Genomic DNA, 24,361 nt, shown 5'->3' on the forward strand with positions numbered 1-24,361 from the left:
CCGAGCGAACCCGCCGCGAGCGTCAGTCCGCCGCGCCGCTCGCGATCTGCTCGTGGTGGTGGATGACCTCGGCGACGATGAAGCCGAGGAACTTCTCCGCGAAGGCCGGGTCGAGGTGCGCGTCCTCCGCAAGGGCCCGCAGCCGCGCGATCTGGCGCGACTCGCGCTCGAGGTCGGCGGGCGGCAGCCCGTGCGCCGCCTTCAGCCGCCCGACCTTCTGAGTGAACTTGAAGCGCTCGGCGAGCAGGTGGATCAGCGCCGCGTCGATGTTGTCGATGCTCTGACGGATCTGCTCGAGCTCGGCCAGCGCCTCGGCGTCCGACCCCTCGCGCGACGGTTCCTCGATCATGCCTCCGACCCTAACGGACCGGCACGACGCACTCCCGCCGCTGCAGACCTCCGGCACGCGGAGTCACCTTCGGCGCGCAGAACTCCGCAATTCCCACGAGCCCGAGCCAGAATCGCGAGCCCGAGCTCGACCCCCGCCAAGCTCCGGCACGCAGAAACACCTTTGGCACGCCGAACCCCGCGATTCCCACGAGCCCGAGCCGGAATCACGAGCCGAAGCTCGACCCCAACGACCCTCGGCACGCAGAAACGCCCCCGGCACGTCGAATCCCGCGATTCCCGCGAGCCCGAGCCGGAATCACGAGCCGAAGGCGGCGGCACGACGAAGGCCCCCGCCCGTCACCGGGCAGGGGCCTTCGAGGAGAGGCGGCGTCAGTCGACGATGTTGAGGACGACGTCCACGTTGCCGCGGGTCGCGTTCGAGTACGGGCACATGGTGTGCGCCTTCTCGGCGACGGCGTGCGCGTCCTCCGAGCTCGCCTTGGGCACGTGGATGTCGAGCTCGACCGCGAGGCCGAAGCCGTCGTCGTCGTTCTTGCCGATCGAGACGCTCGCCGACACCTGCGCGTCGGTGGTGTCGATCGAGAGCGCCTTGCCGGAGCCGTGCAGCGCGCTCAGGAAGCAGGCCGCGAAGCCGGCGGCGAAGAGCTGCTCGGGGTTCGTGCCCTCGCCGGAGCCGCCGAGCTCCTGGGGCGGGCGGGTGTCGAGGTCGAGCCGGTCGTCCTCGGTGCGGACGTGGCCGTCGCGTCCTCCACCGGAGGCGTGGGCGATGGCGGTGTAGAGAGCATCCATCCCTCCATCACACCACTGCGCGGCCGGGAGCGGGGTGAGCGTCGGGTGCACGTCCTCTCGACATCGCCGCCGCTCGTCACGGCCGCTGCCAGGGAAGAGCCTCCGAACCGCGCCGTCCGGCCGTCAACCCCCTCGCGACTCCGCGCCGCCGGGTGTGGCCTGGAGAAGTACCCGGCGAGCGCCGGAGAACCACCGGCGTCCGCGCCGGGAGAAGGAGGAAGCATGCGCGCACTCACGTGGCAGGGCGTCGAGAAGGTCTCGGTCGAGACGGTTCCCGATCCCCGCATCCAGCAGCCGACGGACGCCATCGTCCGGATCACCTCGACCGCCATCTGCGGCTCGGACCTGCACCTGTACCGCCTGCTCGGCCCGTACCTCGACAAGGGCGACATCCTCGGCCACGAGCCGATGGGCATCGTCGAGGAGGTCGGCGCCGGCATCACGAAGCTCAAGGTCGGCGACCGCGTCGTCGTCCCGTTCAACATCTCCTGCGGCGAGTGCTTCATGTGCCGCCGCGGCCTGCAGTCTCAGTGCGAGACCACCCAGGTGACGGAGTACGGCTCCGGAGCCTCGCTCTTCGGCTACACGAAGATGTACGGCCAGGTCCCCGGCGGCCAGGCGGAGTTCCTCCGCGTGCCGCTCGCCGACTACAACACCGTCGTCGTCGGCACCGACCTGCCGGACGAGAACTACCTCTTCCTCAGCGACATCGTGCCGACGGCCTGGCAGGGCGTCGAGTACGCGAACGTGCCCGACGGCGGCTCGCTCGTCGTCTTCGGCCTCGGCCCGGTCGGCCAGTTCGCCGCTCGCATCGGCGCGCACAAGGGCTACCGCGTGCTCGCGGTCGACCCGGTGGCCGAGCGCCGCGCGATGGCCGCCCGTCACGGCATCGAGGTCTTCGACTTCACCGACGACATCAACGACCAGCTGCGCGACCTCACCGAGGGCCGCGGCCCGGACTCCGTCGTCGACGCGGTCGGCATGGAGGCGCACGGCTCGCCGATGGGCTCGTTCGCGCAGACCGTCGCCGGGCTGCTGCCCGACCCGATCGCGCGGAAGGCGATGGACACGGTCGGCGTCGACCGGCTCGCCGCGGTCGTCTCCTCGCTCGACCTGGTGCGCCGCGGCGGCACGGTCTCGCTGAGCGGTGTCTACGGCGGCGAGGCGGACCCGCTGCCGCTGAAGTCGATGTTCGACAAGCAGATCACCCTGACGATGGGCCAGTGCAACGTCAAGCGCTGGATCGACGACCTGCTGCCGCTGGTCGAGGACTCGAGCGACCCGCTGGGCGTCAACGACCTCGTCACCCACCGCGCCCCCCTCGAGGACGCCCCCGGCCTCTACGAGACCTTCCAGAAGAAGGACGACGGCTGCATCAAGGTCGTCCTGCAGCCGTAGCGGCGGCGCGGGGTCTCGATACGCGCCTGGCGGCGCTACTCGACCAGCATGGGCCGCTCATGCTGATCGAGTAGCCGCGGCACGCGGCGTATCGAGATCCACCTGCCCGGACACGACGAAGGCGGCGTCCCCGAGGGGGCGCCGCCTGAGTCGTGGTGCGGGGAAGACCTACTTGAAGACGTCCTTGATGTCCTCGCCGGTCTGCTTCGCGGAGGCCGAGGCCTGGTCCTTCTGGCCCTCGGCCTTCAGGCTGTCGTCGTTCTTGTGGTCGCCCAGGGCTTCCTTCGCCTTACCGGCGATGTCCTGAGCGGCGTTCTTGATCTTGTCATCGAGCCCCATAGTGGTGCCTCCTTCGTGATCGTCGTGCGCTGAACTGTCACCCGAAGGTAGGAGCCGTTTCTGCTCGTCGGCTGGGAGCCGGAAGGGGCTTGCCCGGACGATCGCCGAGGTGCCACGATCGTCGGTTGCCCGCTCCCGGCGGGGTCACATGACGGGCGTCGCGGTGTCCGACGGCGCGGTCTGCGTCGGCTCCATCGTGGGCGTGCGGGTCGAGCCGTCGTCGGCGCTGGTGGGCACGGCGCTCCCGGACTGGTTCGGGGTCTGCGCGTCGCCGGTGCAGCCCGCGAGCAGGCCGATGGTCAGGGCGGAGGCGCCGAGCGCGCCGAGGACGCGCACGGTGCGGGACGGTCGAGTGCTGAGCATGGGGTGCCTTTCCGGAAGCGGAGACGGGGCGGTCGTGCCCCCATCCCCTTCGACGCTAGGCAGCGCTCCTCGCCGACGAGAAGGGCTTGACGCGCCGGTCCACCGGATCCGGAGCCGACGTCCAGGAAGCGCCGCCCCGGCGTCAGAGCACGGATGCGCGGGATCGTACGCCCTCACGCCTTCTGTCCGCTACGCCCTATCTCGGTGCGCGGCGCACTGTCCAGACTGGCGACGCCGGCACGCAGACCACCATTTCTCGATCCTGGAAGGGACAGACGATGTCGAACATCGATCCCGCTTCACCTCCGTTCGGAGACGGCGCGGCGAACGCCCGCGCCGCCGACCCCTCGTACGACAGCACCGACAGCACCTACGACGCACCGCTCACCTCCGAGCCGTACTCGTCGGACACGACGACCACGGACACGACCTCCGGCGCGCACAGCGTCGGCGGGGGCACCTCGGGCAGCGTCTCGGACGCCGCCGGCTCCGCCAAGGAGAAGGCCGCCGAGACCGCGGGCGCTGCGAAGGAGCAGGCCGGCGCCGTCGCCGGCGACGCCAAGCAGGCCGCGGGCGACGTGCTCGCCACCGGCAAGGAGGAGGCCGCCAACGTCGCCCAGGAGGCGAAGGTGCAGGTCAAGGACCTCCTCGACCAGAGCCGCACCCAGCTCACCGAGCAGGCGCACGCCCAGAAGGAGAACGCCGCCAAGGGCGCCCGCGCCTTCAGCGACGACCTCACTGCACTCGCGAACGGCGAGGGCGGCGACGACAACGCGGCGTCGAAGCTCGTCTCGCAGGCCGCCGAGCGCGTCCAGGGCGTCGCCTCTTGGCTCGAGAACCGCGACCCCTCCGAGCTGCTGGACGACGTCCGCTCGTTCGCGCGCCGCCGTCCGGGTGCGTTCATCCTGATCGCCGCCGCGACCGGCCTGGTCGCCGGACGCCTCGTCCGCGCGCTGACCGCCGAGGCGAAGGACGAGAAGGCCGCGACCGCGGACACCTCCGGACCCGAGTTCGCCGCTCCCGCCGCCGCGGACTACTCCGGTGGCGCGACCACGACGACCTCGTTCGACGAGCGCGGCGACTTCGCGCCGACCGAGCCCGTCGCCGACCCGCTGAGCACGCCGATCACGCCCGGCTACGACGCCTTCCCGAACGGAACCCGGCCGTGAGCGATCCGCTGGGCGCGCATCGCGCCTCCGCCGAGCCGACGCCCGGAGAGCGCGCGGGCTCGACCTCCCTGGGCGATCTGCTCGGCGAGGTCTCCCGCGACCTCTCGACGCTGATCCGTCAGGAGATGGCGCTGGCCAAGGCCGAGATCAAGGAGTCGGCCGGCAAGGCCGGCAAGGGCGCCGGACTCCTCGGCGGCGCGGGCTACGCGGCGCTGATGGCCGTGCTCTTCCTCTCGATCGCCCTCTGGTGGGCGCTCGGGACGCTGGTCGGCAACGGCTGGTCTGGTGTGATCGTCGCCGTGATCTGGGGCGTCGTCGCGGCGATCCTCTTCGCCGTCGGCCGCAAGAGCCTCAAGCAGGTCGACGGAGTCCCCGAGACGGTCGACACCCTCAAGCAGATTCCCGAAACCCTCAAGCCGAACGGGGCAGGACGATGACGTACGACGCAGGACAGAGCAAGACTCCGGAGGAGATCCGGGCCGACATCGAGCGCACGCGGCTCGAGCTCGGCGGAGACGTGGACGCGCTGGCCGAGAAGGTCAGCCCGAGCGCGATCGTCGACCGCCAGACCGACAAGGTCAAGGCCGCCGTCGGCTCCGTGCGCGACCGGGTGATGGGCTCGGCGCACGACGCCGGCGACTCGCTCTCCGGCACGGCCGGATCGGTGAAGAGCAAGGCGAACGGCAACCCCTTCGCGGTGGGCCTGATGGCCTTCGGCGCCGGGCTCCTGATCGCCTCGCTCATCCCCGCCTCGGGCGCCGAGAAGGACGCGGCCGGCAAGGTCAAGGAGCAGGCGCAGCCCGTCGTCGACTCCGTGACCGGTGCCGCGAAGGACGTCGCGAACGAGCTCCGCGAGCCGGCGCAGCAGGCCTTCGCCTCGGTGAAGGACACCGCGACCGACGCCGCGCAGAACGTCAGGGAGGCGGGTGGCTCCGCCGCCGAGGACGTGAAGGACTCCGCCCGCGAGGCCAAGCACGCGGTGCAGGAGAACGTGACGCAGGACAGCGACCGCTCGTAACTCCCCCCCTCCGCGAGATGCCACTTGTGTACGCCGTTCACGGCGTGTCGCGTACACAAGTGGCATCTCGCTGTCTGGGACGGGGTGCGCGGGAATAGGGGGCGGCTCGCGGGGCTTCTGGGTCGTATGCGATCCATCGTCTACTCCCGCTCCGGTTCCTCCTCCGTCCTCTCGCTCGTCGATCGGGAGGCCGGCACGCCGGGCGCCGGCGAGGTGCGCGTGCGCGTCCTCGTCTCGGGCGTCAATCCGACCGACTGGAAGGCGCGCGCCGGTGGCGAGCCGCCCTTCGACGAGGTCGTCCCCAACCAGGACGGCGCCGGCGTGATCGACGCCGTCGGCGAGGGCGTCGACGGGTTCGCCGTGGGCGACCGCGTCTGGTTCTACCTCGCCGCCCACCAGCGGCCGACCGGCTCCGCGCAGGAGTCGACCGTCCTCGCCGCCGAGCACGTCGTGCGCCTCCCCGAGGGCATCGGCGCCGAGCTCGGCGCGAGCCTCGGCGTCCCCGCGATGACCGCGCACCGCGCCCTGACCGTGCACGAGGAGGGGCCCGCCCGCCTCTCCCCCGGCGCGCTCGCCGGCCGCACCGTCCTGGTGCAGGGCGGCGCGGGAGCGGTCGGCCACGCCGCCATCCAGCTCGCGGTCTGGGCCGGAGCGACCGTCATCGCCACCGTGAGCAGCGACGCGAAGGCGCGGCTCGCCACGGCCGCCGGCGCGCAGCACGTCCTGCAGTACCCCGACGAGCAGCTCGCGGAGAGGATCCTGGAGCTCGCCCCCGACGGCGTCCAGCAGATCGTCGAGGTCGCGCCGGCGCAGAACGCCGCGCTCGACGTCGAGGTGCTCGCGAACCACGGCAGCATCGGCTACTACGCGAACAACAACGGCGACGAGTTCACCATCCCGATCGTGCCGAGCTTCGCCAAGAACGCCCGCTGGCAGGGCCTGCTGCTCTACACGGTCGGCGAGGCGCCGCTCCAGGCCGCGGCGGAGGACATCACCGCGGCCCTGCGCGACGGCGCCCTCCCCGTCGGCGAGGAGACCGGCCTGCCGCTCACCTGGTTCCCGCTCGAGGAGACCGCCGCCGCCCACGACGCCGTCGAGAGCGGCGTGACGGGCAAGGTGCTGATCCGCGTCGCCGCGGAGTAGGCATGCTGATGCCGAGCGAGCAGCCCTCGCGCGGTTCATGCTGATCGAGTAGCCCTCGCAGAGGGCGTATCGAGATCCACCGTCATCCGGTGGGCGGGTCTCGATACGCGCTGCGCGCTACTCGACCAGCATGGAGGGCGCATGCCCACCCCTGCGGTGCAGCGCGCCCGTGCCCGTCTCTGCGTGCTCGCGCCGCTGGGTCGATGCATGCTGATCGAGCAGCCCGCGGAGCGGGCGTATCGAGATCCGCGGTCAGCCGCGCAGCGGCGGGGAGCCCGCGACCGTCGCGCGGTCGGCGAGGCCGTCGAGCAGCTCGCGCAGCGCCTCCTCGGCGGTGGTCGTCGGCTCCCAGCCGAGGACGGTGCGCGCCTTCTCCGTCGACATGACCGGCGTGTTCGTGGCTATGTCGAGCCAGCCCGCGTCGGTGCGCTGCAGCCGGAGCCGCCAGGTCGCCGTGACGATCGAGCGGAGCAGCCCCGCGGGCACCGTCACGAGCCGCGCGCCGACGACGTCCGCGATCCGCTGCGGCGTGAGCACCGGCTCCGCGGCGATGTTGAAGGCCCCGCCGGCCCGGCGGTCGAGCGCGCGCCAGAACGCGTCCGCGACGTCGTCGGCGTGCACGCCCTGGAAGATCAGCGTCCGCGGCAGCGGCAGCACCGGCGGCCGGACCGCCCGCAGCCAGCGCGTCGGGTACCTCGGCCCGGCGAAGAGCCCGGCGATCTCGGTCGCCGCCCCGCGCTGGAACACCAGCCCCGGGCGCAGCCGGGTGAGCACCACCTCCGGGTGCTCCGTCTCGAACGCGTCCATCGCGCGCTCGTTCGCCGCCTTGTGCCGGCTGTAGGTCGAGGTGTGCAGCCCGCCGGTCGGCCAGGTCTCGTCCACGCGCAGGCTCTTCGGCGCCGTGCTGTAGGCGCCGACGGACGACGCCACCGCGACCTGGCCGACTCCGCTCGCCGCCGCGGCCGCCAGCACCGCCGCGGTGCCGCCGACGTCGACGAGGCGCTGGAACGGCTCGTCGTGGCTCGGCTGCAGCGCCCAGGCCAGGTGCACGACCGCGTCCACGCCGGTGAACGCCTCCCGCAGCTGCCGCTCCGCGTCGCTCGAGGCCACGTCGACCTCGTGCCAGCGCACGTCGCGGTACTCGTCCGCTCCGGGTCGCGGCTCGCGCCGGGCGATCCCGACGATCTCCGTCACCGCGGCCTCCCGCTGGAGGCGCCTCAGCAGGGCCGTGCCCAGGTTGCCCGTCGCTCCGACGATCGCGATCCGCATGATGTCCCTCCGAGGGCGGCGTCCGCCGTCCTGCTCCGAGGCTAGGCACCGCTCCCCCGCCGCAGCAGCCGCTTGACACTCCCCGCCCCGCCGACCGTCCCGCCCGACCGCCTAGCCCACCCGACCGGCGCCGCGCACCCCCGCGCGCGCCGGCACCGCCGTGCCTAGCCTGGAGGGCATGCCCCGCCCCTCGCCCGTCGTCCGCCACCGGATCGACGGGATCGAGCTCCGGACCCTCGCGACCGGTCGCCCCGACGCCGAGCGCACCTTCGTCCTGATCCACGGCATCGGGATGTCGCACCACACCTTCTCGACCCTCGCCGTCGCCCTCCGCCCGCACGGCCGCGTCGTCGCCATCGACCTCGCCGGCTTCGGCGCCAACCGCTCGCCCCGCCGCCGCATCGGCATCGCCGACCACGCACGTCTGGTCGGGAGAGCGCTGGCGGAGCAGGGCGTCACCCGGGCGGTCGTCGTCGGCCACTCGATGGGCGCCCAGGTGGCGGTCGAGCTCGCCGCCCGCGCGCCCGGCCTCGTCGCGGGCGCGGTCCTGATCGGCCCGGTCGTCGATCCGCAGCGTCCCGGCGCCGTCCGGCAGGGCCTCGCGCTCGCCCGTGACTGCCTGGGCGAGCCGCTCGGCGTCGACGCGCTGCTCTTCGCCGACTACGTCCGCGGCGGTCTCGCCTGGTACCTGCGCCAGCTGCCCGAGATGCTGCACTACCCGATCCAGCGGCGGCTGGCCGCGGTCACCGCGCCTGTGCTGGTCGTGCGCGGACGGGACGATCCGATCGCCACCCGCGACTGGTGCGAGCGCCTCCTCGCCCACGCCGCCGACGGGCACCTCCTCGAGTTCGCCGGCTCCCGCCACGTGGTCCCGCGCACTCAGCCGGAGTCGCTCGCGCTCGCCCTGGCGTCCTTCGCCGCCGACATCGCCCCCGACGCCGACGCCGACCATGTGCCCGACATCGCCCCCGACGCCGCGCCCGACCCCGCCCCCGACGCCGACCCGTCCCCGGTGCCCGCATGAGGCACCTCGTCCGCGACGCCGTCTGGTGGATCCGCGACTACGCCTACGCCGTCGCCTGGCAGGTCCGCGCCTTCGTCTCCCGCCGCGCCCCGGACGACTACCTCGACGGCACGGAGCGGCCGATCGTGGTCCTGCCCGGCATCTGGGAGACCTGGGCCTTCCTCCGCCCGATCATCGACCCGCTGCACCGCCGCGGCCACCCGATGCACGTGCTCACCAGCCTCGGCTGGAACGGCCGCCCGGTCGCGAGCACCGCGGAGGACGTGGCCGCCTACCTCGCCGAGCACGACCTCCGCGACGTGGTGATCGTCGCGCACAGCAAGGGCGGCCTGATCGGCAAGTACGTGATGACCGAGCTCGACCCCGACGGCCGCGTCGACCGGATGGTCGCCGTCGCCACGCCGTTCGGCGGCTCGCGCTACGCGCCCTACCTGCTGCTGAAGAGCCTCCGCTCTTTCTCACCCCGCGACGCGACGACCCTGCTGCTCTCCAGCCGCGCGGGCGCGAACACGAGGATCACCTCGGTCTTCGGCCTCTTCGACCCGCACATCCCCGAGGGCAGCATGCTCGAGGGCGCGGTGAACGTCCGAATCGAGACCGGCGGGCACTTCCGCATCCTCAGCGCCCCGGAGACGCTCGCGGCCGTCGTCGCCGCGGTGGACGCGCCTACTCGGCCGGCGGAGTGATCGTCTCGGCGTCGGCCGGGCACTCGATGACCGCCACGCCTCCGCCGTCGGCGTCGTCGACCACGGCACCCGCCGCGGCGAACGGCGCGCGGAAGCAGTAGGCCTCCGGCAGATCGGCCACGTCCGGGAAGGCCGCGGCGTCGACCGGCGTGCGGAACGACAGCGCCCCGAACTCGCCGCCCTCGCTGAGCGCGTCGTACGACTCGATACCGATCAGGTCCACGCCCTCGACGGCCTGGTCGCTCGCGAGCCGGGCGTAGCCGAAGGCGTCGTCCTGCGGCCCGGCGAGGGCGGAGACGAGCGCGAGCACGCGGTCGCGCGACTCCTCGCGGGGTGCCACGTCGTTCGACACGACCACGTCCGGCGCGGGAGCGGTGCAGCCGGCGAGCGCGAGCACCGCCAGCGCCGCGCCGATCAGCAGGGCCGGCGGGGTCGCGCGGGCCGGGGAGGTCGTCGGGGCCGATCGGGTCCGCAGCAGCTTCACCCGACCGACCCTAGCCGCGTAGCAACTGCTCCGCACCGCGCGGAACCCCCTCGGCCGGGCGGGCCGCGGAGCGGAGCATGGAGCGATGAGCTCCTCCACCAGCACCGGCCCACGCACCTCCGGCCCGACCGAGCTCCTCCTCGTGCGCCACGGCGAGAGCGTCGCCAACATCGCGGCGAGCGCCGCCGAGGCGGAGGGCGCCCACGACATCGCCGTCGACCGGCGCGACCCCGACGTCGAGCTGTCCCCGGCCGGCCGCGAGCAGGCCCGCGCGCTCGGTCGCTGGCTCGCCGACGGCAACGCCCCTATCGCGGCCTGGTCCTCGCCGTACCTGCGCGCGTCCTCGACGGCGCAGCTGGCCTTCGAGGAGGCGGGCCTCGACCTCGTGCCCCGCCTCGACGAGCGGCTCCGCGACCGCGATCTCGGCATCGCCGATCGCCTGACCACCGCGGGCTTCCGCGCGCGATTCCCCGAGGAGGCGGCGCGGCGGGACTGGCTCGGCAAGTTCTACTACCGGCCGCCGGGCGGCGAGTCCTGGACCGATCTCGCCCAGCGGGTGCGCTCGTTCCTCGACCACCTCGACGTCGTGGCGCCGGCCGGACCGGTCGCGCTGTTCTGCCACGACGCCGTCGTCCTGATCATCCGCTCCGTCTGCGAGGGGCTCACCGAGCGCGAGCTGCTCGACATCGGCCGGGCTACCCCGGTCGCGAACGCCTCCGTCACCCGGCTCGTCCGCGACGGCGACGCCTGGACGCTCGAGCGCTTCAACGAGACCGCGCACCTCGAGGAGTCGAGCGCGCCGGTCACCCGCCACGACACCGGCGACGACACCGCCGTCGACACCGCCGTCGACGACCCGCGAGGAAGGACCGACTCATGAGCGAGACCCGGCACAGGAGCGAGACCGCGCACAGGAGCGCCGTCGTCGACCGCGCCCTGCTCGAGCGGCGTTGGCCGCTGCCCGACCCCGCGAGCTCGAAGCACGCCCGCGGTGACGTGGTCGTGGTCGGCGGCGCCCGCAAGACGCCCGGAGCGGCGATCCTCGCCGGGATCGCGGCCCTCCGGGTCGGCGCCGGCCGGATCACCCTCTGCGTCGCCGAGTCCGTCGCCTCCGCCACCGCCGTCGCGCTGCCCGAGTGCGGCGTCGTGCCGCTGGAGGAGACCCGCGGCGGCTCGATCTCGGGCCGCGGGCTCTCCGCACTGGAGGGCGAGCTGGACTCCGCCGACGTCGCGCTGATCGGCCCCGGACTCGACGACCCGAAGGCGACCGCCGCGACACTGCGCGCGATCGCTCCGCTGCTCGCCGACGTCCCCGCCGTGCACCTCGACGCCTTCCCGCTCGGCGTGCTGCCGGGCCAGCGACGCGTCGCCCGCACCCTCGCCGGCCGCCTGCTGCTGACGCCGAACACGGAGGAGGCCGCGCGGCTGCTCGGCGCGGAGGTGGACGACGTGGAGGCCGCCGCGATCGCCGTCGCGCAGCGCTACGGAGCGGTCGTCAGCCTCTTCAACGTGATCGCCGCGCCCGACGGCGACGCCGTGCGCATCGAGGGCGAGCACCCCGGCCTCGCGACGGCGGGCAGCGGCGACGTCCTCGCCGGCGCGACGGCCGGGCTCCGCGCGCGCGGCCTCGACCCGCAGGGCGCCGCGGCCTGGGGTGCCTTCCTGCACACCGAGGCCGACTCGGTCCTGGTGCGCAGGCTCGGCCCGGCCGGCTACCTCGCGCGCGAGATCCCGGGCGAGTTCCCGGCGCTGCTCACAGGCTGACCCGGGAGCGGTCCGGGACGGCGGCTCGGAACGTGCGGCTCAGGACGCGCCGTTCAGGATCAGTGGCTCAGGATCGGCGGCTCAGCCGGCGGCGGTCACTGCGCGACGTCGGCGACGGAGAACGCCACTCCCGGCGTGATCAGGATCGACGTCTCGCGGGGCTGGCCCTCGCCCTGGTTGACGGTCAGCCAGCGCGAGGCGGTGCCGTCGAGCGCCTGCTCGACGCTCGCACGGACGTCCGCGGCGGTGGTGTCGTGCAGGCTGTAGGGGGTGCCGCCGTAGATCAGCTCGACGCGCTTCACAGCAGGCCCTCCTCGCTCTGGCGGGCACCGCCGTGCGGCTCCTCGCTGATGCGCAGGCCGTGGGCGCTGTGCGAATCGGCCAGGAGCTGGCGGATCCAGTCGGGGTTGATGGCCGGGGCGCGGCCGCCGTGGTACTTGAAGCGCAGCGGGATCGCCGGGTGCAGCCAGATCGACGTGCGACCGTCGCCGACGGACTGCGAGTCCTTCCACGAGAGGTAGAAGGACTCGTTGCGCGACAGCTTCGAGCCGATGACGATCTGCAGGTGAGCGAGCAGTCGGTCGTCGAAGTCGGCTTCGAGAGTCGAGTCGTAGATCAATCGGCCCATGAGGGCGGTCTCCGTTCGCAGTGCAGTCCAGTCGGCGGGGGCACGGCCGGACGGTCCGGGGCGATTCTAACCGCCCCGGCGCCGACACTCAGCGTCGATCGTCGTCCGGATCGAACTGCGGGATCTCGAGGTCGGACAGGTGCGGCGAGGACGAGTCGCCCTCCTCGGCCAGCGGCTGGGACACTCCGAGCCGCGCCGTCTCCTTCGCGAGCCTCTCGACCAGGGCCGCGTCCACGATCTCCTCGCCGCCGTCGTCCTCGGTCTCCGAGAAGAGCTGGCTGGCCGGACCGATCAGCAGGGTCGCCCGGCCGAGCTCGCCGGTGGAGCGCCGGATCGGGATGTCGACCGACATCGCGCCCTTGCGCAGCGCGAGAGCCTCGGCGTAGCCGACGAGCGAGTGCGCGATCCGGCTGCCGGTGAGCACCGAGCTGCCGGCGTAGTGGATGCGTTCCATGCGTCCTTCCTACCGCTCAGCGCCCGACCGGAGCATCCGGGTTGCGCGGCGGGACCGGGCTTGATACCGCCTCGATCCTCCGCTCGAGCCCCTCGCGGACGGCCGGCCACTCCTCGATCAGGATCGAGTGCACCGCCGTGTCGCGCCAGGAGCCGTCCGCCCTCCGCTGGTCGTGCCGCAGCACGCCCTCGAAGACCGCGCCGAGGCGGAGGATCGCCGCGCGGGAGCGCGCGTTCGCCGCGTCCGCCTGGAGCTTCACCCGCGAGAAGCCGCTGTCGAAGGCCAGGCCGAGCAGGAGGAGCTTGGTCTCGGGGTTCACGGCCGTGCCCCAGACCTCGGGGGCGTAGGCGGTCCAGCCCAGGTGCGCCGCCTCCCGTCGCTCGTCGAAGTCGGTCAGCGAGGAGGTGCCGACGACCCGGCCGTCGACGAGCACGGCGCAGGGGTTGCCGGTCTCCCACGGGTAGTAGCGCCGGGCGAAGGCGCGGAACGCCTCGGCGCCGTCGGGGAGGCCCGAGGGCCCGCCGCCGTAGCCCGCGGCGAACACCTCGGGGCGGCCGATCGCGGCCCGCAGCGGCTCCAGGTGCTCTTCGGTGAGCGGCTCGAGGACGACGAGACGGCCGGTCAGCACGGTGGGGGCCGGGCGGACGGGACGGCCGGGACGATCAGGCGAGGCGGGGCTGCTCATCCGGACATTCTGGGGCCACTGCGGCCCGCTGAGGAGTTCAGGACGCGTGCCAGCATGAGGTCCATGGACAGCACCGCGATGTTCGCCGCCTCGGCCGGCGCCCTGCTCCGCCTCGTCGAGCGGATCGGAGACGAGCAGTGGGCGCTGCCAGGGCTGGGCGTCTGGGACGTCCGCGGCCTGACCGGGCACGCCTCGCGGGCGATCACGACGGTCGAGACGTACCTGCTCGCGGAGGAGCCGGCCGCCGCGACCGTGCCCGACGCGCTCGGCTACTACGCGGCCCTGGCCGGCGGACGCGCCGACCCCGCGGCCGTGGCGCGGCGGGGCGTCGAGACCGGGGCGCTGCTCGGCGAGCGTCCGGCCGAGGTGATCGCGGCGTCGCTGCGGCGCGTCCTCGCGCTGCTCGCGCAGCAACCGCCCGGGCGCCTCGTCGCGATCGGCGAGCACGCCCTGGCCCTGGACGAGTACCTGCGGACCCGCGTGCTCGAGCTGGTCGTGCACACCCTCGACCTGTCGCGGGCGACGGGCCTCGCGCACGAGATCCCGCCCGAGGCGGTCGAGGCCTGCTCCGCCGTGGCGGGGGCGCTCGCCGCTCGGGCGGGACGGGGCGAGGAGCTCCTGCTCGCACTGAGCGGGCGGGAGCGCCTCGCGGACGGCTTCTCGGTGGTGTGAGCCGCGCGGTGGCGTGAGCGGCCCGGTGGTTCGAGCTGCTCGCGAGCCGAGCGGCCGGGGCGCGCTCAGGCGACGGCCAGCGCCTCCACCGGCGGCACCCGGGTCGCGCGGCGGGCCGGCAGGACCGCGGAGACGGCGGTGAGGACGATGCTCACCAGGACGACGGCGACCAGGATCCCGACGGGGATCGTCGGCGGCACCAGCCCGATGCCCGGCAGCGAGCCGAAGATCGCGACGGCCCCGGCCCAGCCGTAGAACGCGCCGAGCACGAGGCCCAGGAGCGCCGCGGCGATCACCATCTGCGCCGCCTCGACGACGACCATCCAGCGCACCTGCGAGCCCGTGAAGCCGAGCGCGCGGAGCAGGCCCAGCTCGCGGCGGCGCTGCAGCACGCTCAGCGAGAGCGTGTTGACCATGCCGACGGCCGCGAGCAGCACCGAGAAGCCGAGCAGCACGCTCATGATCGCCGTGCTGACCGCGACGAACTGGTCGAGCGCCGCGAAGATCTCCGGGCTCATCTCGCTCGAGGCGCGCATGATCGACGAGAAGGTCGCGGCGGCCACCGCGAACATCGTGACGAGCGTCACTCCGATCACGAGGCCGATGACGGCGCGCGCGCTCCGGGCAGGGTTGCGGGTGGCGTTCGCGGAGGCGAGGCGGGCGACGGGGCTGCCGCCGAAGGCCCGGCCGACCAGCGAGATCAGCGGCGGGAGCAGCACCGGCGCGCCGAGGACCACGCCGGTGAAGGAGAGCATGCCGCCGGCGAGGCCGATCAGGACGCCGAGCGGGCTGACCAGCCCGACCACGACGCCGATCACGAGGAGCAGGACGCCGACCACGAGGAGGACGATCGCCAGGACGTTCCGGCCGGTGCGTCCGCGGAGCTCGTCGTAGCGGGGCTCGGCGGCGGAGCCGGCGGCCTGCGACGGCGCGACCGAGAGCACCCGGCGGGATCCGGCCCAGGAGGCGACGACGGTCGAGACGATCACGGCGAGGCCCGGCAGCAGCAGTCCCGGCGAGGCGAGCGGCACCGCGATGCGCGTGAAGGTCCCGGTGCTGAAGGCGATCTCGGCGCCCACGGCCACCAGGACGACGGCGGCGACGAGGCCGAGGGCCGCGCCGATCAGCCCCTGGACGAGGCCGGTCCGCACCACCTCGGCGCGGAGCGAGCGGCCGGAGGCGCCCAGCAGGCGCAGCAGCGCGATCTCGCGGGTGCGGCCGGCGATCACCGTCGACACCGCGTTGGAGGTGACGATCGCGCCGACGAAGACGGCGATGCCGAAGAAGACGCCGCCGACCACGCCGAGGGTCGTCGCGGCCTGCGCGATGCCGTCGAGACCGGCGGCGTCGAACGCCGCCACCATGTCGGCGATGACCATCACCAGGACCCCGCCGAACGCGGCCGAGAGCGCGGCGACCGTGATGATCGCGCCGCCGCCCTGACCGGACGCGGCCCGGAGGCCCGTGCGGGCGCTCACGACGCTCCCTCCATCGAGAGCATCGCGCGCGAGATCTCCTCGGCGCTCATCCCGCGGCGGTCGTCGACGACGGCCCCGTCGCGGAGGAAGACGATGCGGTCGGCGAAGGCCGCGGCGATCGGGTCGTGGGTGACCATCGCGATCGACTGGCCGTACTCGCGGGTCGAGGCGCGGAGGAGGCTGAGCACCTCGCGGCCGGTGCGCGAGTCGAGGTTGCCGGTCGGCTCGTCGGCGAAGATCAGCTGCGGGCGGGTGGCCAGCGCGCGGGCGATCGCGACGCGCTGCTGCTGGCCGCCGGAGAGCTCGTGCGGGCGGTGGGTGAGGCGCTCGCGGAGACCGAGCGACTCGATCAGGCGGGCGATCCACTCCTCCTCCTCGGCCGTGACGCGGCGGCCGTCGAGCTCGAACGGGAGGCGGATGTTGCCGCGCACGTCGAGGGTCGGGACGAGGTTGAAGGCCTGGAAGACGAAGCCGACGCTGCGCCGGCGGAGCACGGTGAGCTCGGCGTCGCCCATCGCGGTGATCTCGACGTCGCCGAGGAAGACGCGGCCGGCCGAGGCGGTGTCGAGGCCGGCGAGCACGTGCATCAGCGTCGACTTGCCGGAGCCGCTGGGGCCCATCACCGCGGTGAACTCGCCGCGCTCGATCGAGAGGGTGACGTCGTCGAGGGCGACGACGGGCGGCGTGCTGCCGTAGAGCTTGCGCACGCCCTCGACGCGCGCCACGACGGAGGAGGTCTGGTTCTGCATGTCTCCGACGCTACGGAGCCGCCTCTGTCGCGGGCGTCGCCCCGGGTGGCCGCCGCCGTCATCCTCCCGGGGGACCCGTGCTCGTCCCTCCGACCCCCCGCGAGATGCCACTTATGAGCGGGATCCTCGGCGTGTCGTGCTCATAAGTGGCATCTCGCGGCGGGGATCAGCACGCGCGTCAGGGGGCGGGGGTCAGGGGCGGAGGCCTGCTCGGCGGAGGGTGAGGGCGGAGAGGGCGGCGGTCGCGGCGGGGTCGCCGGCGCGCCAGGCGGGGACGGCGGCCGGGTGGGCGGCGAGGATCTCGCGCGGGGTCGCCTCGGTGAGGGCGCGGAGGGCCAGCAGCTCGGAGCCGCCGGGGGTCGTGCCGAGCGCGCGCAGCTCGGCGGTGCGGCGGGCGAAGCGCAGGCGCGGGCGGAGCCAGACCACCGCGAGCAGGAGCAGCGGCAGCCCGCCGATCGCGAGGCCGGCCACGATCGCCAGGGCGCTCGCGAGCTGCTGCTGGTCGCGGCCGGCCGCGGCGAGCACCGCCCCGGCGCCGCTGGCCTCGTCGAACGGCGCGCGCACGGCGTCGCCGAGCAGCGGGATGCCGCCGAGCGTCGAGCCGGCGTCGCTCATGGTCGAGCCGAAGCCGCTGCCCGCGCTCTCGAGGCGGCGGCCGATCTCGGCGAGGCCCGCGATCAGCGACCCGACGGCGATCCCGGCCGCGATCGCGATCACCGCGACGGCGAGCGCGAGGGCGTCGGCCGTGATCTGGCGGGCGCGGACGGCGGGGAGGTCGGCGTAGATCTGCACCAGCCGATCATCCCCCGCCCGCGGCCGTCGTGCGCGTCGCTGCCGACGCGGACGGGTCTCGAAGCGGGTCGGTCCCGAGCGCCTCAGTCGAGGAGGTCGTGCAGGACGACGACCTGCTCGCGCTCCGGCCCGACGCCGATCGCGGAGAAGCGGGCGCCGCTCATCGCCTCGAGCGCGCGGACGTAGTCCTGCGCGGCCTGCGGCAGGTCGGCGAACTCGCGGCAGCCGGTGATGTCCTCCTGCCAGCCGGGGAACTCCTCGTAGATCGGCTTCGCGTGGTGGAAGTCGCTCTGCGAGACGGGGACCTCGTCGTGGCGCACGCCGTCGACCTCGTAGGCGACGCAGACCGGGATGGTCTCCAGGCCGGAGAGCACGTCGAGCTTGGTGAGCACGAAGTCGGTGACGCCGTTGATCCGCGCGGAGTAGCGGGCGATCGGGGCGTCGTACCAGCCGCAGCGGCGCGGGCGGCCGGTGGTGGTGCCGAACTCGAAGCCCTGCTTGCGCAGGTACTCGCCCCACTCGTCGAACAGCTCGGTCGGGAACGGGCCGGCGCCGACGCGGGTCGTGTACGCCTTGATGACCGCGATGACGCGCTCGATGCGGTTGGGCGCCACTCCGGAGCCGGTGGCCGCGCCGCCCGAGGTCGCGTTGGAGGAGGTGACGAACGGGTAGGTGCCGTGGTCGACGTCGAGCATCGTGGCCTGGCCGGCCTCGAAGAGCACGGTCTTCCCGGCGTCCAGCGCCCGGGCGAGGACCAGCGAGGTGTCCGCGACCATCGGGCGCAGGCGCTCCGTGTACTGCAGCAGGTCCTCCATGACCTGCTCGACCAGGATCGCGCGGCGGTTGTAGACCTTCACCAGCAGGTGGTTCTTCTGGTCGAGGGCGCCCTCGACCTTCTGGCGGAGGATGTTCTCGTCGAAGAGGTCCTGGATCCGGATGCCGACGCGGTTGATCTTGTCGGCGTAGGCCGGGCCGATGCCGCGGCCGGTGGTGCCGATCTGGCGCTTGCCGAGGAAGCGCTCCGTCACCTTGTCGAGGGTGCGGTGGTAGCTGGTGATCACGTGCGCGTTGGCGCTGACGAGCAGCTTCGAGACGTCGACACCGCGGGCGCTCAGCGCCTCGAGCTCGTGGAAGAGCACCTCGATGTCGACGACGACGCCGTTCGCGATGACGGGGACGACGCCCGGCGTCAGGATGCCCGAGGGCAGCAGGTGCAGCGCGTACTTCTCGTCGCCGACGACGACCGTGTGGCCGGCGTTGTTGCCGCCGTTGAACTTGACGACGTAGTCGACGCGGCTGCCGAGCAGGTCGGTCGCGCGTCCCTTGCCCTCGTCGCCCCACTGGGCGCCGGTGATGACGATTGCTGGCATGGCGTGTCCTTCGCTGTGCGAAACGGCAGTACCCGGAGACGCCGGGTGCGGGGCCGGCCGTGCGACGGAGGAGTCGCGACAGGGCGACCAGCCCGAGCCAGTTTACGGGAGGGCCGCAGGGGCGTATCGAGCAGCGAAGCGGCTTCGCGTCTCGGTGATGTGGAAAGGACGCGGCTGCGCCGCAGCATGCTGGTCGAGTAGCCCCGCAGGGGCGTATCGAGACCCACCCTCATCAGCAGGGCGGGTCTGCAGACTCGTCCTTCTGACGCCGGTGGATCTCGATACGCCCGCTCCACGGGCTACTCGATCAGCATGGACGTCCCGACACCGACGCCGAGTGCAGAGCCGAGCGATGCTCTCGAACCCGTAACGACGCGTTCACACCCGGCGCATACATTCGAAGGCGTTCACACTCCACCGATCACGCGAACAGGAAACCGATGCGCACACTCCGCGCCGCAAGCCTCCTCGCCGTCGTCGCGCTCGGGGCGGCCACCGCCGCTCCCCTCGCGAGCGCGGCCCCCCTCGACGACGGCGTCGAGCTCACCCTGGTGTCGACGACCGACACGCACGGGCACGTCTACAACTGGGACTACTTCGCGAACGCGCCCTACGAGGGCGAGGACACGCTGGGCCTCACCCGCGTCGCGACCGAGGTCGACCGCCTCCGCGCCGAGAAGGGCGACGACTCCGTCCTCGTCTTCGACAACGGCGACGCGATCCAGGGCACGCCCCTGACCTACTACTACGGCCTCGGCGACGGCGCCGCGGGCGTCCTCTCGGGCGAGACGACGCACCCGATGGCCACCGCGTTCAACACCATCGGCTACGACGCGCAGGTCGTCGGCAACCACGAGTTCAACTACGGCCTCGACATGCTCAGCGCCTACGAGGGCGACCTGAACGCCCCGCTGCTCGGCGCGAACATGATCGACGTCGCCACCGGCGAGCCGTACCAGAAGCCTTACACGGTGATCGAGCGCGAGATCGACGGCGAGACCGTGCGGGTCGGCGTGCTCGGCCTGGTCACCCCGGGCGTCCGCGTCTGGGACAAGCAGTACGTCGACGGCGTGCTCGAGTTCCGCGACATGGTCGAGACCGCGAAGGAGTGGGTCCCGCAGGTCCAGGCCGAGGCCGACGTGGTCGTCGTCCTCGCGCACACCGGCCAGGGCACCGTCCCGGACGCCGAGTACGACCCGGCCGACCTCAACGAGGACGTCGTCAACAACATCGCGACGCAGGTCCCCGGCATCGACGTGGTCGTCGCCGGCCACAGCCACCAGGACGTCCCCGAGACGCTCTACACGAACGTCGCCGGCGAGCAGGTCCTCGTCACCCAGCCCTACTTCTGGGCGCAGGGGCTCACCGAGGTGACCCTGAACCTGGTGAAGGACGCCGCGGGCGACCTGCAGGTCGACTGGACCGAGGGCAGCGCGCCCGTCGTCACCCCGGTCTACGCGCGCGACATCGCCGAGGAGTCGACCGCCGTGGTCGACGCCCTCGCCGAGCCGCACGCGACCACGATCGAGTACGTGAACACCCCCGTGGCGGAGTCGCTCGAGGAGCTCTCGGCCGAGACCTCGCGCTACGAGGACACCCCGATCATCGACTTCATCAACAACGTCCAGGCCGAGACGGTCGACGCCGCGCTCGAGGGCACGGAGTGGGCCGACGTCCCGGTGATCTCGCAGGCGTCGCCGTTCTCGCGCACCGCGGTCTTCCCGAAGGGGCAGGTCACGATCCGCGACATCGCCGGTCTCTACATCTACGAGAACACCCTCCGGGGCGTCGAGATGACGGGCGCGGAGGTGCGCGACTACCTCGAGTACTCGGCGCGCTACTTCAACCAGGTCGCCCCGGGCGCTCCGTTCGACCCGGCCACCGGCACGAACGCGATCACCGCGGACCGCCCCACGGGCATCCCGGACTACAACTACGACGCGCTCTCCGGGCTCGACTACGTCATCGACATCTCGCAGCCGGCCGGCTCGCGGATCCGCGACCTGACGCAGCTCGACGGCACCCCCGTCGCCGACGACGACCGCTTCGTGATGGCCGTCAACAACTACCGGCAGAGCGGTGGCGGGGCCTACCCGGCCGTCGCCGCGGCTCCCCTCGTCTACGACGAGCGGCTCGAGATCCGGCAGCTGCTGATCGACTGGGCGAGCGCGCGCGGCGTGATCGACCATACCGACTTCTACGACGAGAACTGGTCGCTGACGTCGGTCGCGGCCGAGGTCCCGGCCGAGCCCGGCACGCCCGGCCAGCCCGGCACGCCCGCGCCCGGAACCCCCGAGCCGACCGAGCAGCCGACGGCCACCCCGGTGCCGCTGCCCTCCGCCACGCCCGTCCCCGTCGCCGGGGGATCGCACTCCGGACCGCTCGCGAACACCGGCGTCGACGCGGCCTCCTACGCAGGAGGCGCGGCCCTGCTGCTGCTCGCCGGCATCGCGCTGACGGTGCTGCGCCGCCGCCGCTCCGCCTCGCACTCGGAGTAGCCGCCAGCATCACCCGCACGACCGGACGGCGCCGACCTCACTCCCGAGGGCGGCGCCGTCTCGCGTTCCAGGCGGCGAGCACGCCCGTGGACCACAGCGCCCAGAGCACGAGCAGCGGCTGGAAGACCAGCCGGATCGCCCGGGCCGCGTCGGTCTCGAGGCCGAAGGCCGGGGTCCGGGTGACGAGCTGCGAGACGTTGCCGGGGAACACCGCGACGAAGAACGCGGCGACCACGATCCCCACGAGCACCCGCCGGCGCCGCACCAGCAGGAGCGCGAGCCCGAGCGCGATCTCGACGACACCGGATGCCAGGACGACGAAGTCCGCATCGAAAGGCAGCCACGGCGGCACCTGCGCCTGGAAGGACCGCCGCGCGAAGGTCAGGTGCCCTGTCCCCGCGAACACGAGCACGAGGCCCAGGAGGACGCGGGCGATCGTGCGCGAGAGGCTCATCGCCCCAGTCTGCGCCCGCGGTTCCGCGCTCCGGCTGCACCGACCCGTATCCTCGATACCGCGCGCGCCGCGCCACCCCGTCCCCACCGCCCTGTCCGCAGACCGTGAAACGAGTTCCATGAGCACCCTGCCCCGCCTGATGGCCTTCGACCTCGACGACACCCTCGCCGCCTCGAAGTCCCCCGTGGACCCGGTGATGGCCGACCTCTTCGTCAAGCTGCTGCAGGCGACCGAGGTGTGCATCATCTCCGGTGGCCAGATCGGCCAGTTCCGGATGCAGGTGCTCGACCGCCTCGAGGGCGCCGACCCCGCCGTGCTGGCGAAGCTGCACCTGATGCCCACCTGCGGCACGCAGTACTACCGCTACGAGAACGGCGACTGGGCGCAGATCTACGCCGAGAACCTCACCGACGACGAGAAGTCCCGCGCGCTCGCCGCCGTCGAGGAGAAGGCCAAGGAGCTCGGCTACTGGGAGTCCGAGACCTGGGGCCCGATCCTCGAGGACCGCGACTCGCAGATCACCTTCTCCGCGCTCGGCCAGGCCGCCCCCGTGCCGGTGAAGCAGGCCTGGGACCCGACCGGCGAGAAGAAGAACACCCTCCGCGAGGCCGTCCAGGCCGTGCTGCCCGACCTCGAGGTCCGCTCCGGCGGCTCCACCTCGGTCGACATCACCCGCAAGGGCATCGACAAGGCCTACGGGATGAACAAGCTCACCGAGCTCACCGGCATCCCCCTCGACGAGATGATCTTCGTCGGCGACCGCCTCGACCCCGACGGCAACGACTACCCGGTCAAGGCGATGGGCGTCGAGACCTTCGCCGTCGAGGGCTGGCACGACACCGCGGCGTACCTCCGCTCCTACGGCCTCTGACCTGCGAGCCCGGTCCTCCCCCGCGAGATGCCACTTGTGAGCGCGACACGCCGCGAAAGTCCGTCACAGGTGGCATCTCGCGGGGAGGGCCGGGCTCGGGTCAGGCGTCCTCGCTGAGGGAGCCGGTGGCGGTGCCGTCGAGGGCGAGGCGGAGGCGGCGCGGCAGCTTCGCGACGATGATCGCGTGCGACTCCGCGAGCAGCTCCTGGACGAGGCCCTCCTCGACCCGTCCGCCCGCGTCGACGGTCACCCAGTGCTTCTTGTTGAGGTGGTAGCCGGGCTCGATGCCGTCGACGCCCGCGACGAGGTGCACGACGTTCTCGGGCAGCGCCTTCACGCTGACGACGGGCCGGCCGAACCGCTCCATCTCGAGCGCGAAGACCTTGCCCTCGACCTTCCACACCCGCGTCTCCGGGCCGAAGGGGAAGCTCGCGCCTGCGCCCGGCAGGTCGGCGAGGAAGGACTCGAGCGCGGCGGTGTCCACGCGTCCATCATGCCCGCAGAGGTGCCGCCCGCGTAGGCTCGTCCTGTCGTCCGTCCAGCCAGTGGAGCAGTCTCCGCCGTCGGAACGACCGGAATCGGATCCGACCATGCCAGACCCCACGACCACCTCGCCCTCCGCTCTGGGCCGTGCGACCGGGAGGTACGCGCGGGCGTTCGCCCTCCCCGGGTCGCTCGCCTTCTCCTCGGCCGGCTGGCTCGGCCGCTTCCCCAAGGGCAGCCTCGCGATCGGGGTGCTCGTCCTCGTGTCGGCGCAGTCCGGCAGCTACGCGCTCGGCGGCGCGGTCTCCGGCGCGCTGACCCTCGCCCTCGCCGTGACCGGGCCGCTCTGGTCGCGGGTGATGGACCGCTGGGGGCAGCGCCGGGCGCTCGCCCTGTCGCTCCCGGTCCTCGTCGCCGCCTCGCTCGGCCTGGTCGCCGCCGTGCTGCTGGGCGCCCCCGTCTGGACCTGGTTCGCGCTCGGCATCCTCGCCGGTGCGGCCGTCCTCGACGTCGGCTCGGCCGTCCGCTCGCGCTGGAGCGCCGCGACGTCGGACCCGGGGCTGCGGCACACCGCGTACTCGGTCGAGTCGGTGGCGGACGAGGCTGCCTTCGTGGTCGCGCCGCCGATCGTCACCCTGCTGGCCTCGCTCGTGCACCCGGCGGCCGGCGTCCTGGTCGGCCTCGGGATCGGCGTGGCCGGCGGCGTCGCGCTGCTCGTGCAGACGGGGACGCAGCCGGCGCTCGCTCCGGTGCGCTCGGCCGCGTCGCCCGCGCGGGAGCGGCTGCCACTCGGGCTCGTCGGCATCGTGGCGGTCTTCGCGACCATCGGCGGGGTCTTCGGCTCGTTCAACGTCGCGGCGATCGCGACGGCGGAGGCGTCCGGCGCGGGTGCCGCCTCGGGGCTGCTGCTCTCGGCGTACAGCATCGGCAGCGTGCTCACCGGGGTGGTCGTGGGTGCCGCGCGCCTGCCCGGCGGCCCGCGCTCGAGGTTCCTGGTGGCGGGCGCCGTCTTCGGAGTGGTCGTGCCGGTGCTCGTGCTCGCAGGCTCCCTGCCCGCACTGATCGCGCTGGCCTTCGTCGCCGGCCTCGCGACGTCGCCGCTGCTGATCACCGGCTCGAGCCTCGTCGAGTCGATCGCCCCGCGCCGCCGCCTCACCGAGGCCCTCGCCTGGCCGCCGACCGGCATCGCCCTCGGCGCCACCGCCGGCTCCACCCTCAGCGGCCTGGCCGTCGAGGCCCTCGGCCCGCAGTCCGGCTTCCTGGTCACCGCCGCCGCGGCCGTCCTCGGCGCCCTGCTGACCCTCGCGACGGTCCTGCTCCTCCGCCGCCGCGCCGCGCCTGCGGGCGCCGGCTCGCCTCGCTGACCGAGCACCCCTCCCGAGGAGCCCGCAGAGCGGGCGCCCTCCCATTGGGTCGATCAGCCCGCAGAG

The 24,361-nt window shown here is 73.3% G+C and carries 29 protein-coding genes; 13 read left to right on the forward strand and 16 right to left on the reverse strand.

What is annotated here, in order from left to right:
- Nucleotides 1-22: 22 nt before the first annotated feature.
- Nucleotides 23-349, reverse strand: a complete 327-nt coding sequence (locus tag EDF17_RS13280) for a chorismate mutase (RefSeq protein ID WP_123447104.1) — start codon at nucleotides 347-349, stop codon at nucleotides 23-25.
- A gap of 371 nt (nucleotides 350-720) precedes the next feature.
- Nucleotides 721-1,140 carry an organic hydroperoxide resistance protein gene (locus EDF17_RS13285; protein WP_123447105.1) on the reverse strand — a complete coding sequence of 140 codons (420 nt, stop codon included), beginning with the start codon at nucleotides 1,138-1,140 and terminating at the stop codon, nucleotides 721-723.
- Nucleotides 1,141-1,362: 222 nt separating this feature from the next.
- Here EDF17_RS13285 and EDF17_RS13290 point away from each other — a divergent pair, with 222 nt between their 5' ends.
- Nucleotides 1,363-2,538, forward strand: coding sequence for a zinc-dependent alcohol dehydrogenase (locus EDF17_RS13290; protein WP_123447106.1), 1,176 nt, complete (start codon nucleotides 1,363-1,365; stop codon nucleotides 2,536-2,538).
- A gap of 168 nt (nucleotides 2,539-2,706) precedes the next feature.
- Here the strand turns inward: EDF17_RS13290 and EDF17_RS13295 are convergent, their stop codons facing one another.
- Nucleotides 2,707-2,877, reverse strand: coding sequence for a CsbD family protein (locus tag EDF17_RS13295; protein ID WP_123447107.1), 171 nt, complete (start codon nucleotides 2,875-2,877; stop codon nucleotides 2,707-2,709).
- Between the two features lie 144 nt (nucleotides 2,878-3,021).
- A complete protein-coding gene (locus EDF17_RS13300; protein ID WP_123447108.1) occupies nucleotides 3,022-3,240 on the reverse strand; it encodes a hypothetical protein in 219 nt (72 codons plus the stop codon).
- Between the two features lie 278 nt (nucleotides 3,241-3,518).
- Here EDF17_RS13300 and EDF17_RS20325 point away from each other — a divergent pair, with 278 nt between their 5' ends.
- From EDF17_RS20325 to EDF17_RS13320, 4 genes are all read left to right on the forward strand, one after another.
- Entirely contained in the window at nucleotides 3,519-4,409 is an 891-nt protein-coding gene (locus tag EDF17_RS20325; RefSeq protein WP_166649683.1) for a hypothetical protein, read from the forward strand.
- An 8-nt stretch (nucleotides 4,410-4,417) separates the two neighbouring features.
- Nucleotides 4,418-4,846, forward strand: coding sequence for a phage holin family protein (locus EDF17_RS20330; RefSeq protein WP_123447524.1), 429 nt, complete (start codon nucleotides 4,418-4,420; stop codon nucleotides 4,844-4,846).
- Nucleotides 4,843-5,427 (forward strand): DUF3618 domain-containing protein, encoded by a 585-nt coding sequence (locus tag EDF17_RS13315; RefSeq protein WP_123447109.1) that lies wholly within the window; start codon nucleotides 4,843-4,845, stop codon nucleotides 5,425-5,427. The genes EDF17_RS20330 and EDF17_RS13315 overlap by 4 nt, the downstream gene beginning before the upstream one ends.
- Before the next feature lie 126 nt (nucleotides 5,428-5,553).
- Nucleotides 5,554-6,570 carry an NADPH:quinone reductase gene (locus EDF17_RS13320; RefSeq protein ID WP_123447110.1) on the forward strand — a complete coding sequence of 339 codons (1,017 nt, stop codon included), beginning with the start codon at nucleotides 5,554-5,556 and terminating at the stop codon, nucleotides 6,568-6,570.
- A 252-nt stretch (nucleotides 6,571-6,822) separates the two neighbouring features.
- Here EDF17_RS13320 and EDF17_RS13325 read toward each other — a convergent pair whose 3' ends face one another.
- A complete protein-coding gene (locus tag EDF17_RS13325) occupies nucleotides 6,823-7,839 on the reverse strand; it encodes an NAD-dependent epimerase/dehydratase family protein (protein ID WP_123447111.1) in 1,017 nt (338 codons plus the stop codon).
- Nucleotides 7,840-8,017: 178 nt separating this feature from the next.
- Between EDF17_RS13325 and EDF17_RS13330 the strand changes: the two genes are divergently transcribed.
- Together EDF17_RS13330 and EDF17_RS13335 are read left to right on the forward strand one after the other, a co-directional pair.
- On the forward strand, nucleotides 8,018-8,863 hold the full coding sequence (locus EDF17_RS13330; protein ID WP_123447112.1) for an alpha/beta hydrolase: 846 nt from the start codon (nucleotides 8,018-8,020) through the stop codon (nucleotides 8,861-8,863).
- Nucleotides 8,860-9,549 carry an alpha/beta hydrolase gene (locus tag EDF17_RS13335; protein ID WP_123447113.1) on the forward strand — a complete coding sequence of 230 codons (690 nt, stop codon included), beginning with the start codon at nucleotides 8,860-8,862 and terminating at the stop codon, nucleotides 9,547-9,549. The genes EDF17_RS13330 and EDF17_RS13335 overlap by 4 nt, the downstream gene beginning before the upstream one ends.
- Here EDF17_RS13335 and EDF17_RS13340 read toward each other — a convergent pair.
- Nucleotides 9,530-10,033 (reverse strand): hypothetical protein, encoded by a 504-nt coding sequence (locus EDF17_RS13340; protein WP_123447114.1) that lies wholly within the window; start codon nucleotides 10,031-10,033, stop codon nucleotides 9,530-9,532. The two genes, EDF17_RS13335 and EDF17_RS13340, sit on opposite strands and share 20 nt — an antisense overlap.
- A gap of 85 nt (nucleotides 10,034-10,118) precedes the next feature.
- Here EDF17_RS13340 and EDF17_RS13345 point away from each other — a divergent pair, with 85 nt between their 5' ends.
- Both EDF17_RS13345 and EDF17_RS13350 read left to right on the forward strand, forming a co-directional pair.
- Nucleotides 10,119-10,913: a histidine phosphatase family protein gene (locus tag EDF17_RS13345; RefSeq protein ID WP_123447115.1), complete on the forward strand. Its 795-nt coding sequence runs from the start codon at nucleotides 10,119-10,121 to the stop codon at nucleotides 10,911-10,913.
- Nucleotides 10,910-11,797, forward strand: coding sequence for an ADP/ATP-dependent (S)-NAD(P)H-hydrate dehydratase (locus tag EDF17_RS13350; RefSeq protein WP_123447116.1), 888 nt, complete (start codon nucleotides 10,910-10,912; stop codon nucleotides 11,795-11,797). The genes EDF17_RS13345 and EDF17_RS13350 overlap by 4 nt, the downstream gene beginning before the upstream one ends.
- A gap of 95 nt (nucleotides 11,798-11,892) precedes the next feature.
- Here EDF17_RS13350 and EDF17_RS13355 read toward each other — a convergent pair whose 3' ends face one another.
- From EDF17_RS13355 to EDF17_RS13370, 4 genes are all read right to left on the reverse strand, one after another.
- Nucleotides 11,893-12,099, reverse strand: coding sequence for a hypothetical protein (locus EDF17_RS13355; RefSeq protein WP_123447117.1), 207 nt, complete (start codon nucleotides 12,097-12,099; stop codon nucleotides 11,893-11,895).
- Nucleotides 12,096-12,425 carry an ATP-dependent DNA ligase gene (locus EDF17_RS13360; RefSeq protein ID WP_123447118.1) on the reverse strand — a complete coding sequence of 110 codons (330 nt, stop codon included), beginning with the start codon at nucleotides 12,423-12,425 and terminating at the stop codon, nucleotides 12,096-12,098. Before EDF17_RS13360 ends, EDF17_RS13355 begins: the two co-directional genes overlap by 4 nt.
- Before the next feature lie 88 nt (nucleotides 12,426-12,513).
- Complete coding sequence (locus tag EDF17_RS13365; protein WP_123447119.1) at nucleotides 12,514-12,879, reverse strand: hypothetical protein; 366 nt, start codon at nucleotides 12,877-12,879, stop codon at nucleotides 12,514-12,516.
- Between the two features lie 16 nt (nucleotides 12,880-12,895).
- Nucleotides 12,896-13,564: a GNAT family protein gene (locus tag EDF17_RS13370; RefSeq protein WP_123447120.1), complete on the reverse strand. Its 669-nt coding sequence runs from the start codon at nucleotides 13,562-13,564 to the stop codon at nucleotides 12,896-12,898.
- A gap of 63 nt (nucleotides 13,565-13,627) precedes the next feature.
- On the opposite strand from EDF17_RS13370, the gene EDF17_RS13375 reads away from it, so the two are divergent.
- Nucleotides 13,628-14,236, forward strand: a complete 609-nt coding sequence (locus tag EDF17_RS13375; RefSeq protein WP_166649684.1) for a maleylpyruvate isomerase N-terminal domain-containing protein — start codon at nucleotides 13,628-13,630, stop codon at nucleotides 14,234-14,236.
- A 65-nt stretch (nucleotides 14,237-14,301) separates the two neighbouring features.
- Here EDF17_RS13375 and EDF17_RS13380 read toward each other — a convergent pair whose 3' ends face one another.
- From EDF17_RS13380 to EDF17_RS13395, 4 genes are all read right to left on the reverse strand, one after another.
- Nucleotides 14,302-15,714 carry an FtsX-like permease family protein gene (locus tag EDF17_RS13380; protein WP_243732896.1) on the reverse strand — a complete coding sequence of 471 codons (1,413 nt, stop codon included), beginning with the start codon at nucleotides 15,712-15,714 and terminating at the stop codon, nucleotides 14,302-14,304.
- Nucleotides 15,711-16,463, reverse strand: a complete 753-nt coding sequence (locus tag EDF17_RS13385; RefSeq protein WP_123447122.1) for an ABC transporter ATP-binding protein — start codon at nucleotides 16,461-16,463, stop codon at nucleotides 15,711-15,713. Before EDF17_RS13385 ends, EDF17_RS13380 begins: the two co-directional genes overlap by 4 nt.
- A gap of 192 nt (nucleotides 16,464-16,655) precedes the next feature.
- Nucleotides 16,656-17,255: a hypothetical protein gene (locus EDF17_RS13390; RefSeq protein ID WP_123447123.1), complete on the reverse strand. Its 600-nt coding sequence runs from the start codon at nucleotides 17,253-17,255 to the stop codon at nucleotides 16,656-16,658.
- Nucleotides 17,256-17,338: 83 nt separating this feature from the next.
- Nucleotides 17,339-18,625 (reverse strand): adenylosuccinate synthase, encoded by a 1,287-nt coding sequence (locus EDF17_RS13395; protein WP_123447124.1) that lies wholly within the window; start codon nucleotides 18,623-18,625, stop codon nucleotides 17,339-17,341.
- Between the two features lie 440 nt (nucleotides 18,626-19,065).
- Between EDF17_RS13395 and EDF17_RS13400 the strand changes: the two genes are divergently transcribed.
- Nucleotides 19,066-21,123 carry a 5'-nucleotidase C-terminal domain-containing protein gene (locus tag EDF17_RS13400; RefSeq protein WP_123447125.1) on the forward strand — a complete coding sequence of 686 codons (2,058 nt, stop codon included), beginning with the start codon at nucleotides 19,066-19,068 and terminating at the stop codon, nucleotides 21,121-21,123.
- 37 nt (nucleotides 21,124-21,160) lie between these two features.
- Here the strand turns inward: EDF17_RS13400 and EDF17_RS13405 are convergent, their stop codons facing one another.
- Nucleotides 21,161-21,577 carry a hypothetical protein gene (locus tag EDF17_RS13405; RefSeq protein WP_123447126.1) on the reverse strand — a complete coding sequence of 139 codons (417 nt, stop codon included), beginning with the start codon at nucleotides 21,575-21,577 and terminating at the stop codon, nucleotides 21,161-21,163.
- A 118-nt stretch (nucleotides 21,578-21,695) separates the two neighbouring features.
- Here EDF17_RS13405 and EDF17_RS13410 point away from each other — a divergent pair, with 118 nt between their 5' ends.
- Entirely contained in the window at nucleotides 21,696-22,448 is a 753-nt protein-coding gene (locus EDF17_RS13410) for an HAD-IIB family hydrolase (protein WP_123447127.1), read from the forward strand.
- Nucleotides 22,449-22,548: 100 nt separating this feature from the next.
- Here EDF17_RS13410 and EDF17_RS13415 read toward each other — a convergent pair whose 3' ends face one another.
- Entirely contained in the window at nucleotides 22,549-22,932 is a 384-nt protein-coding gene (locus EDF17_RS13415; protein WP_208110615.1) for an MmcQ/YjbR family DNA-binding protein, read from the reverse strand.
- A gap of 106 nt (nucleotides 22,933-23,038) precedes the next feature.
- Here EDF17_RS13415 and EDF17_RS13420 point away from each other — a divergent pair, with 106 nt between their 5' ends.
- Entirely contained in the window at nucleotides 23,039-24,295 is a 1,257-nt protein-coding gene (locus EDF17_RS13420) for an MFS transporter (RefSeq protein WP_123447129.1), read from the forward strand.
- Nucleotides 24,296-24,361: the final 66 nt, after the last annotated feature.

It is taken from the genome of Rathayibacter sp. PhB1, from assembly GCF_004362935.1.
In the GTDB taxonomy this organism is placed as follows: Bacteria; Actinomycetota; Actinomycetes; order Actinomycetales; family Microbacteriaceae; genus Rathayibacter; species Rathayibacter festucae.